12 protein-coding genes are annotated in these 13,939 nt (G+C 40.9%); 1 reads left to right on the forward strand and 11 read right to left on the reverse strand.

What is annotated here, in order from left to right:
- Positions 1 to 32 precede the first annotated feature (32 nt).
- The 11 genes from O0550_RS22465 to O0550_RS22515 all read right to left on the reverse strand — a co-directional run bounded on the left by O0550_RS22465 (position 33) and on the right by O0550_RS22515 (position 12,814).
- A complete protein-coding gene (locus O0550_RS22465; RefSeq protein ID WP_258427259.1) occupies positions 33 to 2,084 on the reverse strand; it encodes a methyl-accepting chemotaxis protein in 2,052 nt (683 codons plus the stop codon).
- A 329-nt stretch (positions 2,085 to 2,413) separates the two neighbouring features.
- Positions 2,414 to 3,373, reverse strand: coding sequence for an ABC transporter ATP-binding protein (locus O0550_RS22470; protein ID WP_031308890.1), 960 nt, complete (start codon positions 3,371 to 3,373; stop codon positions 2,414 to 2,416).
- 31 nt (positions 3,374 to 3,404) lie between these two features.
- Positions 3,405 to 4,400 (reverse strand): ABC transporter ATP-binding protein, encoded by a 996-nt coding sequence (locus O0550_RS22475; protein ID WP_003337805.1) that lies wholly within the window; start codon positions 4,398 to 4,400, stop codon positions 3,405 to 3,407.
- An 11-nt stretch (positions 4,401 to 4,411) separates the two neighbouring features.
- A complete protein-coding gene (locus tag O0550_RS22480) occupies positions 4,412 to 5,326 on the reverse strand; it encodes an ABC transporter permease (protein ID WP_003337806.1) in 915 nt (304 codons plus the stop codon).
- Positions 5,327 to 5,333: 7 nt separating this feature from the next.
- On the reverse strand, positions 5,334 to 6,266 hold the full coding sequence (locus tag O0550_RS22485; RefSeq protein WP_003337807.1) for an ABC transporter permease: 933 nt from the start codon (positions 6,264 to 6,266) through the stop codon (positions 5,334 to 5,336).
- Positions 6,267 to 6,772: 506 nt separating this feature from the next.
- Positions 6,773 to 7,252, reverse strand: coding sequence for an Lrp/AsnC family transcriptional regulator (locus O0550_RS22490; RefSeq protein ID WP_003337808.1), 480 nt, complete (start codon positions 7,250 to 7,252; stop codon positions 6,773 to 6,775).
- 551 nt (positions 7,253 to 7,803) lie between these two features.
- The gene (locus O0550_RS22495) at positions 7,804 to 8,940 is read right to left on the reverse strand and encodes a M20 family metallopeptidase (protein ID WP_258427260.1); all 1,137 of its coding nucleotides are present in this window, start codon (positions 8,938 to 8,940) and stop codon (positions 7,804 to 7,806) included.
- 18 nt (positions 8,941 to 8,958) lie between these two features.
- The gene (locus tag O0550_RS22500) at positions 8,959 to 9,765 is read right to left on the reverse strand and encodes an ABC transporter permease (protein ID WP_003344711.1); all 807 of its coding nucleotides are present in this window, start codon (positions 9,763 to 9,765) and stop codon (positions 8,959 to 8,961) included.
- The gene (locus O0550_RS22505) at positions 9,762 to 10,604 is read right to left on the reverse strand and encodes an ABC transporter permease (RefSeq protein WP_258427261.1); all 843 of its coding nucleotides are present in this window, start codon (positions 10,602 to 10,604) and stop codon (positions 9,762 to 9,764) included. The genes O0550_RS22500 and O0550_RS22505 overlap by 4 nt, the downstream gene beginning before the upstream one ends.
- Before the next feature lie 2 nt (positions 10,605 to 10,606).
- Positions 10,607 to 11,716, reverse strand: a complete 1,110-nt coding sequence (locus O0550_RS22510) for an ABC transporter ATP-binding protein (protein ID WP_031308891.1) — start codon at positions 11,714 to 11,716, stop codon at positions 10,607 to 10,609.
- Positions 11,717 to 11,725: 9 nt separating this feature from the next.
- Positions 11,726 to 12,814, reverse strand: coding sequence for an ABC transporter substrate-binding protein (locus O0550_RS22515; protein WP_258427262.1), 1,089 nt, complete (start codon positions 12,812 to 12,814; stop codon positions 11,726 to 11,728).
- 216 nt (positions 12,815 to 13,030) lie between these two features.
- On the opposite strand from O0550_RS22515, the gene O0550_RS22520 reads away from it, so the two are divergent.
- Entirely contained in the window at positions 13,031 to 13,786 is a 756-nt protein-coding gene (locus O0550_RS22520) for an IclR family transcriptional regulator (RefSeq protein ID WP_258427263.1), read from the forward strand.
- The last annotated feature ends 153 nt before the right edge of the window (positions 13,787 to 13,939 follow it).

Consider the following 13,939-nt stretch of genomic DNA (forward strand, 5'->3'; position numbering starts at 1 on the left):
CGTCCCTGCTAAGGAGAACGGCAAGCTTGTACTTATACTTGGAATTTAGCCACATGGGCTTCTAAATCATTTGATAATTCTTGCATACTTTGGACGTTTTTATTTATCTCTGCAATCGCTTTTAACTGCCCTTCGATAGTAGTAACTGCTTCAATCAGTGATTGATCAATCTCCCCAGACCTTTGTGACAAGTTTTGCATGGAGCTACTAACAACTTGATTACCGGCTGCCATCTCTTCTGAAATAGCAGTCATAGATTCACTCTGTTCAGCAGCCGCCTGAATCTCCTGTAAGATATGGGAAAAGGATTGGCCTACCATTTCCACGGATGTAAGTCCAGCATCCGCTTGTTTTACTACCTCATCCATGTTTTGCGTCATCTCTTTTGCTTCATAGTTAATCGATCCCGCGATTGCTGCAATTTTTTCCGAGAAGCTACTGCTTTCCTCTGCTAACTTGCGAACCTCGCTTGCTACAACCGAGAATCCTTTACCTGCTTCTCCCGCTCGTGCTGCTTCTATAGCTGCATTTAAAGCAAGCAGATTGGTTTGAGATGCGATTCCCGTTATCATTTTAACAATTTCTGCAATTTCATTTGAGCGTTGACGTAACGAATGCATCCGATTCGCATTTTGTCCGATTTCTTTCGTAACACCACGAACAACCTCTACTACATCTTGAACCTGCTTCATGCCGACCTGTGCCCGTTCTAATGTTTTCGATGTAGCATGAGAGGTAGCTTCTGCTGATATCGCAACCTGCTCCACCCCCTCGGAGATCTCCGAAACAGTAGTAACTGTATTCTGCACCTCTCGATTTTGCATGGATATGCGTTCTGATATCCCAGTTAACGTACCTGAAATCTGATGCAAGGACACGGTATTTGCTTCAGAATGTTTCTGCAACTCACCAGATGCCACATTTAGGACAACTGCTTGACTTTGTACACGGGTGATTAAATCCTTCAGTTCCCCCACCATCTGGTTAAGTGCTTGTCCGACTTGAGCAATTTCGTCTTTACCCCGCACCTCAATTTTTGTCGTGAAGTCTCCACTGCCAACTCGCTGCATTTGTGTTGTTACAGATAATAATTGCCGTTTCATCGCATTTGCATACCACCAAATAGCTACACCTGCCAGCACAGTGACCGGAATACTGACTAAGAAGATAATCCAGCCCATGCTGTTAACTTCTCCGTAGACTTCCGACAGGCTTGTGCTTAATACCAAGCTCCATGGTAACGTTTTTAATGGAGCAATGGATGCGAATGATTCGATTCCATTATCATTGTAAATAACATTGGAACTTGAGCGATCGACTACTTTTTGCATCAATTCTTTATAAGCCGGATTACTACCTACCTCTAAATTGTTCGTGTATTCCTCATTTTTATGAGCCACGACCAGACCATTCTCGTTTAATACATAGCCGTAGCCATTTTCCATGAACTGAACTCCTGCTACGCTGTCTAGCAATTTTTGCATAGAAAAGGCAACGATCAGGATACGGCTTGTATCGCTATTAGATGGGCCAATTGGTGTTGCGATGTAGCCATAGCTTTTTTCTACATGAGGCTGAATATCTTCACCCGAAATAACCATTTGTTTTTTAGAAACTGCCTCTTTAAAAAAGAATTTATCATTAAAATTCGTAAAATTCATAGTAGTTAATGAATACTCTTCGATTCCTGTATTTCCATTCACTAGATGAATCTTTTTAATTTCCGGAAAACTCTGTCGCAACAATTTAAATTCATCTTTTATGAGGGTATCAATGTTGGTGCGCATTACATTCTTTGAAGCAGAGCTTTTTACTTTTGTTCCAATTGAATTTATCCAATCATCAACACTGGCTGTGTATTGCTCTGTCAACATTTTAGATTGTTTGGTTGTAATGTTGATTAACGTATTTTTGGAGAAAGACAATACGATCGTTTCTAAGGTTCCAAAGATCAATAGAACCAGGATGATTCCCCAGATAATCATTTTAGTTGCTATGGAGTTACCCATATGAAGTCTTACTTTTCTTATGTTTGTTAAAGAGGGCCTCCAGTTATCCTTTAACCCCCTAACTCCCTTGATCATTATATCATCCTCCTTACATGTTAAAAGACCCGGCACATATCGAGCCTATAGTACCACAAATTATTCATATGTATAAAAGAAACATGAAACTTATTATCTATATCGGATAAACAGAGGGACTTAATTACTAAAAAACTGTAAAATTTCACAAAATAATAACTTTACAAATGATTACCACACCATTTTACAAAATAAGATTCTCTGCAATTTTCGGATATTTTTAAATAAATGGAAATACCATGCTTTACCGGATAAAAGAACAACGGCGCCCTGCTGTACTGCAAGGCGCCGTTTTCTTTTATACTCGTTTTTCGCAGAGAATAACGAATTTAGTTGAACAAGTGACAAGCTACGAAATGACCTGATTCAATCTCTTTCCAAGCTGGCTCCTTCGCTGCACACTCCGGCATTGCTTTCGGGCAACGTGTACGGAAATGACAACCGCTTGGTGGATTCATTGGACTCGGTACATCGCCTTGCAGGACGATACGCTCACGAGTACGCTCGATTTCAGGATCTGGAATCGGAATCGCAGATAATAAAGCTTGTGTATACGGATGGAGCGGTTTTTCATACAGCTTTTCACTATCTGCTAGCTCTACCATTTTTCCTAAATACATAACGCCAACTCGATCAGAAATGTATTTTACCATGGACAAGTCATGGGCGATAAACATATACGTTAAGCCCATTTTTTCTTGCAATTGCTCCAATAGGTTAACAACCTGAGCTTGAACGGATACATCCAATGCTGAAATCGGTTCGTCACACACGATAAATTTCGGTTCAACAGCTAGAGCGCGTGCAATCCCAATACGTTGACGCTGACCACCAGAAAACTCATGTGGAAAACGGTTCATATGTTCAGGATTCAAGCTTACTAACGACAACAATTCTTGGATGCGTTCTTTACGTTTTGAACCACTAGCCAGACCATGAATATCTAATGCTTCACCGATAATATCGCCAACTGTCATACGCGGGTTAAGAGAAGCGTATGGATCTTGGAAAATCATCTGGATGTTACGACGCATTGCTTTCATTTCAGCAGGGCTTAATTTCGCCAAATCTTTACCCTCAAAAATTACTTGTCCTTCAGTTGGATCGTATAAGCGAAGCATTGTACGACCAGCAGTAGACTTCCCACAGCCAGACTCGCCTACGATCCCTAGAGTTTCACCGCGTTTGATCGTAAAGGATACGTCATTGACTGCCTTTAATGTATTTTCACCGATCTTAAAGTATTTCTTTAAATTGCGTACCTCAACCAATGTATCATCGTTTGACATAGCTTTGTTTGACATCTGTGCTCCTCCTCCCTTACGAACCTGTGCGAGCTTGTGCTAACGGATGCTGTAACCAGCAGGCGGCGCGTTGACTGTCGCTAATTGTAGTCAATTCTGGATCGTATTCCATGCATACCTTCATTGTGCACTCACAGCGTGCAGCAAAGCCACATCCCACTGGAGGTTTTAACAAATCCGGCGGAGTACCGAAGATTGGAGTAAGCGGCTCATCACGATTTAAATCGAGTCGTGGTACAGAGCGCAGCAAGCCTTTTGTATAAGGATGCTGAGGATTGTAGAATACTTCGTCTACCGTACCCTCTTCAATAACCTTACCAGCATACATAACGACTACACGATCGCACATTTCAGCAACTACACCCAAATCATGCGTGATCATGATAATAGAAGTTCCCATTTTCTTTTGCAAATCTTTCATCAAGTCAAGAATTTGCGCTTGAATGGTTACATCAAGAGCTGTTGTTGGCTCGTCGGCAATTAACAGCTTTGGCGAACATGAAAGAGAGATTGCGATCATGCCGCGTTGGCGCATACCACCGGAAAATTCATGCGGGTATTGGTTCACACGACGATCTGGTTGTGGAATACCTACAATGCTTAATAGTTCAATAGCACGCTCTTTAGCAGCGGCTTTGCTCATGTTTTGATGTTTAATTAAGCCCTCCATGATCTGATTACCGATCGTCATGGTTGGATTAAGGGAAGTCATCGGGTCTTGGAAAATCATTCCGATTTCTTTACCGCGAATAGATTCCATCTCTTTATTTGTCTTTTTAATAATATCCTGACCATTAAACAGAATCTGGCCCTGCTTATATTCACCCGGAGGCGTCGGAATTAGCTTCATCAAAGATTGAGCTGTTACCGACTTTCCACAGCCGGACTCACCTACAATTGCTACTGCTTCCCCTTTATTTACATGAAAGTTTACGCCACGCACAGCTTTCACTTCACCAGCATAGGTGTGGAAGGAAACATGCAAATCTTTTACTTCCAAAATTCGTTCCATCCTAATCCCTCCTATTTACGTAAGCGTGGGTCTACTGCATCTCGAATACCGTCACCCAACAGGTTTAAGGCCAAAATGGTTAAACTGATAAAAATAGCTGGGAACATTAAACGCCATGGGTAATACTTCATAGCCGGTAATCCCTCTGATGCCATGGTTCCCCATGAAGCAACTGGTGCAGAAACCCCTAGACCAAGGAAGGATAAGAATGCTTCAGCAAAAATTGCACTTGGAATCGACAAACTCAACGTTACGATGATCGGACCCAGAGCATTTGGAATCAAGTGCTTAAAGATAATGCGTTTGCTATCAGCACCAAGCGATTTCGCAGCTAATACATATTCCTGCTGCTTAAGCTGTAGCATCTGTCCCCTTACAATCCTGGCCATCCCGATCCAGCCCGTTATGGTAAGGGCTAAAATAATAGTCGTAACACCAGGCTTTAAAACAACCAAAAGTAAGATAACTACTAATAGATAAGGAATAGCAAACAGGATATCAGCAATGCGCATCATAACCTCGTCCACTTTACCACCATAGAAACCTGCGATACCACCCCAAAGTACTCCAACGATCAAATCAATAAAGGCAGCGGCAAAACCTACTTCAAGGGAGATACGTGCACCGTACCAAATACGAACGAACATATCACGTCCTAGATCATCCGTTCCAAAAAAGTGTTCCATGGATGGCTTTTTGTTTTTACCAGTTAAATCTGTAGAGAAGTAGTCATTAGAACTAATCATTGGCATAGCGATAGCACAGACAATTAGGGCTACCAAAAAGATAAGTGAAACCATGGCTACTTTATTTTGTTTAAGACGACGCCATGCGTCTTGCCAAAAGGATAAACTTGGACGCTTAATTTGTTCAGCCTGACTAGCATCTACAGAGACAGGCTCAAAGTGTTTTTCTGTTAATTGCATTCTGTCACTACTCCCTTCCAACATCGCCAAGCTTAATGCGTGGGTCAATCAATGTATAGGCAATATCCACAATCAAAACCATGACTACAAGTATCATCGCATAGAAGACGGTTGTACCCATGATAACCGTATAATCACGATTCGTAATGGATATAACAAATTCTCTACCAAGACCAGGAATACCAAAAATTCTTTCAACTACGAAAGCCCCAGTCAAAATGCTAGCAGACAAAGGTCCTAAGTAAGTAATAACAGGTAAAAGTGCATTTCGGATCGCATGTTTTACTGTGATAACGAAAGTACTTAATCCTTTAGATTTAGCTGTTTTAATATAATCTTGTCCCATAATTTCAATCATATTAGAACGAGTCAGACGCGCGATAAAGGCTAGCGGACTTGCTGCCAACGCGAATGTTGGTAAGACAGTATGCTTCCAAGTTTCCCATTTTGCAATCGGGAACCATCCAAGCTCAATCGAGAAGAAATATTGATAAAAACTTGCAAGGATAAAGCTAGGTACCGAAAGTCCAAGCACAGCAATCAGCATGGCACTATAATCCTGCCATTTATTATGATAGAGAGCTGCAATTACACCCAAGGAAATTCCGCCAAAAATAGCGACTAATAAAGCCTGTAGACCTAAATGTGCTGATACAGGAAATCCACGATTGATCATATCATTAACCGTTGATGATTTCTCAGTAAAGGATGGACCCAAATCCCAAGTAGCAATCCCTTTCAAGTACAACAGGTACTGCTGACTAATCGGTAGGTCCAGATTGTACTTTGCTTCCAGCGCTTTTTGAATTTCTGGTGGTACATTACGTTCACCGGTGAATGGTCCACCCGGAATTGAATGCATCAGGAAAAAAGTCGCGGTAACAATTAAAAACAAAGAAACAAACATAAAAATAATACGTTTACCAAGGTAACGGAGCAAACCTCATTCCCCCTTAAAAAGATTTCTACTATCTCTACACAATCCACCTTGGTGCATCTTAGATGACCATATGTGAATATATGATTGTGCTACTGTACAAGCGATCATCATTTTTTAAGCAAACATTTTACAATATTCGACAGTTTTCGAGCATACACTGTCCATGTCTGCATGAAAGCTATTATCCAATCTTAGTTATCTATTCACATGAAATGAACCAATTGTTTCTTTCCCTAAATCTTATGCGTTATTGTACTACTTAGGTAAAGTAAACCAAATAGGTTATTCATTCTGAATATTCTAGATAAAATCCAAGAGACTGTATAATGTCTTTCTAATCAGTGCAATTCAGAAGGTTGGTCATACATCAAAACAGAGGGCAAATAGTTCACTAAACCATGCCCTATCTATACCTGATAGATGCATGATTCATAGTACAATGCTCTCATTGTATGTTTTTTCTGAAAAATCTAGCATCGGGAGATACGGTTCTAAAGCCGGCTTGTTTAACCCCCTTCTGATGTCGTAATATCCTCTTCACGTACATACGAAAAAGATTCTTTATACTGCTTTAGCTCCAAAGAGACATCGGCAGCGAGTATGCCATCGATTCGCGAGAGTTGCTCATTAACGAAGATAATCAGCTCGTCATTACTGTAAAAACAGGCTTGTATGATTAAATCGTGCTTACCACTAAAAGCCCCCACAAATGTAACCTGAGGTAGTTCCGTTAACTCCGCAGCTACTTGTTTCTGTTTGCCCAATTTCGTGGTTAGACCGATAAACGCCAACACATTAAGCCCTAGCTTTTCCGGATCGGTGCGAATGACGAATTGAAAAACTCCATCATGCAATAGACGAGATATCCTCGAGCGAATCGTGCCTTCACTCACTTTTAATTGGTGAGCAATCTCTGTATAAGGAGTTCGGCCATCTTCTTGGAGGATCTGCAAGATTTGCCTATCCACATGGTCGATTTTCCTCAATCTTACCACTCCATTTTACTCTTATTTCTGTTTGATCTCATCTACTCTACGAATTCACTTTCGTACTTTTCCATTTCATTACGAATTTCGCAAAATAACGAAACAAACTGTCTGTTACATATAAAAATATTACGAATTTATTACGGTGTCAACGAATTACAGCCCCTACAAACATAAAATATTATAAACAAAGTGAATAGAACTAGCATGAATTTCCTACAAATGTATGCTGCAAACTGAACGAGCCGGTCAATTTTCATAAACTTTTCGTTTTAAATCAAAATAGTCTTGGTAATAAAGCGATGATAACGCTTTCATTTTGTCTCTTGTTTGAAATATCCCATTCTTTGTCTTTCATTATTATAATTTATTTATTTTATATTTTTTTATGTTCAGCTGACAGAATTATCTTACATATGTAACATAACGCATACATTTTTGACCTTGCATCGTAACATGTAAAGGAAAGACTCTCTAACCTGCCCCACCCATTTATCCATAAAAGCAATCCTGGCCTAGGTTTGGATCAAGAGAGTCTTATCCTATCCTTTTTAACATTCTTCTAACAAACGAGCTAATAGTGTCGTTCGTTTTGGAATATCTTTTATCCAGATGAACTCACGTGGGGAATGGGCATAATCGCCACTTGCCCCTAATCCATCTAACGTGGGAACCCCGCAAGCGGCGACAAAGTTACCATCGCTAACACCACCTGTTCCCTCTTCTGTTAAGGAGCAGGAGAACTCCTGTTCACAAATATACTTCGCTAACGCAAAAAGTGCATAGCTTTTCTCCGTTTTTTCCATCGGCGGACGGTTGATACCTCCCTTCACAACTAGCTTTGTTCCAGGAAGAACTGGCTGTAAAGACATCATGATCTGGTGAATTCGTTCCGCCTCTTCTTGAGATTGCACTCGCACATCTACCTCGGCTTCAGCATAATCGGCTACTACATTTCGCCCTACCCCGCCTGTAATTGTCCCCACATTAACCGTTGTTCCATTTGCATAATTGGTCAGCGAGTGCAAATGTTGAATATGATAGGTTATTTCTTGAATAGCTGAAATTCCTTTATCGTGATCAACTCCAGCATGAGCCGAAACCCCCGATACCTGAATGGTGTACTGCAAGCTACCCTTGCGCCACGTCTTTAATGCCCCATGAGGAGCTACCGGCGGTTCTAATATGAACGCTACCTCTGCTTTTTTCGCCTCCTCTTCCAAAATCAATCGAGAAGTCGGGCTACCGATTTCCTCATCTCCTGTAAGAAGAAGCACAATCGTTTTATCCTTTGGAAGGCGATCAAATCTATTCAGAGCTTGAATGGCAAAAATAGCTTGAAGAATCCCTGCTTTCATATCATAGACTCCGGGTCCGTATGCCTTTCCATCCTGGCAACGAAATGGTCGCTTTATACTCTCCTGTAGTGGCCATACTGTATCATAATGACCGACTAATAAGATTCTTTTCCTTCCTGTCCCTACCTCCCAGCGCAATTGGTCGCCATAGGTGGGGTTCATATAACGGTGAACCCTTCCACCCGTTAATTTATGCATGACTTTTATATACCAAGCAATCATTTTTTCGCTCTGTGATTTATGTTTAGAAGGAGAATCAATATTGACACTCTCCTCTAAGTGTTGCATAAAGCTAGGCATTTGTTCTTGCAAATAAGTATATAGGGCCATAGGTAGATGACATCTCCATTAATGTTGTTGTGCGTTTAGTCCAAATAATCGATCTAAACCATATACCTTTTCCAATAAAAAGATAAAAAATAAACTAATCAGAATCACAACCGATGATATAGAAGCCACCATTGGATCAAGTGATTCCTGCATGTAGGTAAAAATGGCGAGCGGTAACGTTGTTGTATCTGGAGCAACGAGGAATAAGGATACTGTCACATTATCAAAGGAAGTCAGGAACGAAAAAATAAAGCCTGACAAGATCGCGGGACGCAACATCGGTAATGTAATATCCCAAAACACATGCACCGGTCTTGCCCCTAGCATATATGCCGCCTTTTCTAAGGTGTAATCAAAGGTAGTTAACCCCGTCAAAACAAGTCGTACGACATAAGGAATTGAAATTAATATGTGTGCTAGTAGCAAGCCCAAGAATGTTCCCCCAAGCCCAAGACGGGTAAAGAACAACAGCGCCGCGATACCAATAATCAGTGATGGCACGGTTAAAGGTGATAAGAGCAAGCCACTAATAAAATTTTTACCCTTAAATTGATATTTAGAGATTGCGATGGCAGCCATTGTTCCAATCAAGGTCGAAAGGATGGCCGTGATAGCTGCTAACTGGAGGCTAAACCAGAAGGCTTCTATAAACTCAGGACGATCAAGGATTTGCTTATACCAATCCAAGGAAAACCCTTCTGGGGGAAACGATAGGTAGCCGGCAGCAGTAAATGAGCTTGGAACAATAATCAAAAAAGGCGCATTTACAAAAATCAAAATGGCAACGGTGATAACACCTAGCCAAGAAAATCTTCCTTGTCTCATGATGTAAACACCTCTTTATACCGTTTTGTTTCTACTAATCGACTAAACAAAGTGACCAGCACAACCGTACTTGAAAGCAATAAGATAGCGAGAGCTGCTCCTAATGGCCAGTTAAGGGTCGACATGATTTGTTCAAAGGCTAGTACAGGAATAACCTTAACCGACGTTCCTCCCATTAGGGCTGGTGTAACATAGGCACTCATCGACAAACTAAAAACCAGTGTAATGCCGGCAATCACACCAGGCATGCTCAGAGGTAAGGTTATGTGAAAAAAAGATTGAAGGCGTGTTGCTCCTAAGATAGAAGCCGCTTTATACAAGGAAGCATCAATGGTATATAGACTAGTCGCAATTGCCAATACCATATAAGCAATAAACGCATCCGTTAAGCCTATAACAATACCTAATTCGTTGTATAACAAGCGGAGTGGCGTTTCAATAATCCCTACTTTTAGTAGCATGGTATTCAGCCAGCCTGTATCTCCCAAAATGACTACCCAGCCGAAATTTCGTATCACAACACTTATAAGATGTGGACACAAAATTAACATCGTGACGAGCCCACGCAGCTTTCCCTGTGTACGGGCCATAAACATCGCTACAGGATAGGCTAGTAGTAATGTGCAGGCAACGGTGTATAAGCTTAGAGAGATTGTTCGTCCTAGTATCTCTAGATAATAGGTATCCTGAAAAAACATGAGATAATTGGACCAACTAAACTGCCCCTCTGCTCCTTCCAAACTTAAAAGAAGAATGAAAAGCATAGGGATAAGAAAGACACCAAATAAAATAATCATGGCCGGTAAAAGTAATAACAGATAGCCGAGTCGTTTTGACATCTTTACTCCCTCCTCTCCGCCATTACAAAAACATCTTCCTTTTCCCATTGACAAATGATCGTTGCTTCCTGCTTCATTTCTGTAAGCACACTCGATTCTTGCACGCGTACATCAAGCTGAGCTCCTCCAATCTGCACCCTACATTCCGTATAGGCACCAAGGAATGAGGAGAACGTCAGTTGACCGTATACTTTATTATCCATAGAGGATTTATCGCTTGATCGATCATGTAACGAAAATAGTTTGATTTTCTCTGGACGGACATAGGCTATCACTCGCTGATCTATCTGTAGATTTTTGTTAGTCACAACAGCTTGTATCTCCCAATCTCCATCTGTTTTAATCGTCATGATCTGACCGTTTATAGCGGTAATACGACCAGGTATTCGATTTGACTTGCCAATAAACGTATGAACAAATTCTGTTGCTGGATGATGATAAATTTCGTGAGGTCGACCGATTTGCTCTACACGTCCATAATTCATGACTACTATTCGATCAGATAGGGATAAAGCTTCTTCCTGATCATGCGTAACAAAAATGGTCGTAACTCCAATTTCCTGATGTAGCCGTTTCAACTCATCACGTAATTCTTCACGTAATTTCGCATCTAGGTTGCTTAATGGCTCGTCAAGAAGTAACAATGACGGCTCTACAACTAATGCTCTGGCAATGGCAATACGTTGACGCTGTCCACCTGAAAGCTGCTTGGGGTATCGATCTGCTACATGTGGTAGCTTTACCAGCTCTAGGACCTTTTGGATTCGCTCCTTCTGTTCCGCTTTAGATATTTTGCGTAATTTTAACCCATAGCCAATGTTCTCCCCTACCGTCATGTGCGGGAATAAGGAATAGGTTTGAAATACCATACCCAATTCTCTCTTATAGGGGGGAACTCCATTCATCCTCTTGCCTTTAATGAGCAAATCACCCTGGTCAGGATCTAAAAAACCGGCAATCATATTTAACGTTGTTGTTTTGCCACAACCAGAAGGACCTAGCAAGGAAATGAACTCGCCTTGCTCAATTTGAAGCTGGAAGTCATCAACAATAATCTGATTTTGGAATCTTTTCTGAATATTTATCAACTCTACATCCGGCACTCTTGTCAATGTGGACACCTACTTTCCTACTTTGGGCGCAATTTCCTTGTTGAAATGATTAATCCACTCTCCCGTTTTACTTCCTAAAACGGCATAATCAAAGTTCACAACTTTGGTCCGATCAAAATCAAGCTGTTTTGCTACATCACCCGGCAAGTCCACTTTGGTAGCAGGATTGTAATATAATTTTGAAGCATACATGCTCTGCACCTCATCTGTTAGTAAGAAATTCATAAATTCCTTAGCTACCTCAGGATGCTTTACCCCTTTAACCATAACCGCTACGTTTGGTACTATATTAGCCCCTTCTTTGGGAAAGACGAATTCAAGTGGTAATCCTGCTTTTTTTTGTGTAATGCTCCGCGCCATTGTCCACGCTGTGTAGGCAGAGGTCTTACTTTGCAAATTCTGTTGGAGCTGTGCAGCAGACTTTGCAAATGTAGGCATATATCCGGCAATCATCTCTAGCTTTTTGAAGCCCTCCTCCATTTCTTTTTCCGAACCACCATTGGCATACGCCAACATGATTAACGCACTACGCCCGAAGTTGCTAGTAATATCCGTTAAAATCAAATTTCCTTTCATTTCAGGACGAGCTAGATCATTCCAGGATTCTGGCACAGGTAACCCCTTTTCCTTAATGAGGTCAGTATTATAGGAGATGCCCATAGGTGTGAAATTAACCGTAACTCCTGAATTTTCTAACACTTTTAAGTCATCAGCTACGTTAGCCGCATTGGGGATATCTGTTGCTGTAATCGGTTGCCATAATCCTTCTGTACGGCCTTTTTCTTGCTCACCGCCCTCTATGATGGCTACGTCTATTTGTGGAGAGTTTTTCTGTGCCTTTATCTTGGCTACAATTTCCGTAGAAACACCTGATACATAGGAGAGCTTTACATTCGGATGTTTTTCATTAAATTTTTTAAAAATCTCGTCTTTCATCAATTTTTCTACGGTAGCGCCATTTCCAGCAATAACGAGCTTGTCTTCGAATTGAGATTTTGCCTCATTGCTTCCCGCTGGTTGTGCTGAGCTTCCACAGCCTGCCACCAATACTGCCGAAAGTGCAATAACCGATAAAACTGACCACGCTTGTTTCTTCATCATAAGCACCCCATACTCTCTTTTATTGTTCTCTTATAGTGAACTTTGTTATCCATATAGGAACGATATGTGAATTTTAGCATTAATATTTTCAAAAATCAATTATTTGTGAAAATTATGTGTCCATGATACAATACCGTTACATCAGGGCTTTTCCCCTATTTTTTGGAATATCAGTCAATCGTGTATGACTTTTCATAGGAAAGGAATAATCGGATGGACAACTTCTTATCTTCCGTTAAAAAAAGCTGTCATCTTATGCAACTCTTTTTAGATTCTCCTAGAGAATTGGGTGTAACAGAAATAAGTAAAAAATTGGCAATATCCAAAAGCGCCGCACATAAATTACTAACCACACTTGAGAGCGAGGGCTTTATTCGCCAAAACCAAAAAACCAAGCAATATGCGCTTGGTTATACCTTACTTGAATTAGGTTCAAAGGTATTACGTGATCACAATACCGTAGAATATACAAAAACCCATCTTGTAGAACTGGCAGGCCAGACCAAAGAATTGGTATGTCTTTGTATTATGGATGGTAAAGATGCTATTTACGTGGACAAAATCGACTCTGAATATCCTATTCGCTTTACCGTTGATGCCTATCGGCGGTTTCCTTTATATGCGACAAGTAGTGCTCGGTGTTTGCTTGCTTATCAATCCGAGACTTTTATTGATGAAGTTCTTGCATCTGGGCTAAAAGCATACACACCTCAATCCCTTACTTCTTCTGAGGAAATGAAACAGCGTCTGACGACGATTAGGAGAAACGGCTATGAAGTTAGCTCTAATCTGCGCAATGTTGGTGTAACGGCTATTGCTGCCCCTATTTTTGATGCAACCGGACAAGCCATCGCTTCCATCAGTCTAATCGGTCCATCTGAACGTATGCTTCCTCATATGAATGATTTTCAGCAGAAAGTATTACGAACCGTTTCCCAATTATCACTTGGTTTAGGGTATCACCACTAGCATAAAAAACCCCTTTGGACAGAAAAGGGACTGACCCCATAACGTGAGACAAATCAAAACACCTTCAAGAGAATGCAACCATGTCGTAAGATATGGAAGTAACCTGGAGGTGTTTTTTCTTTGGCAACGAGAGTGAGTTACCCTATGGAAATT

This window comes from Brevibacillus halotolerans (assembly GCF_026891775.1).
Classification (GTDB): Bacteria; Bacillota; Bacilli; order Brevibacillales; family Brevibacillaceae; genus Brevibacillus_B; species Brevibacillus_B halotolerans.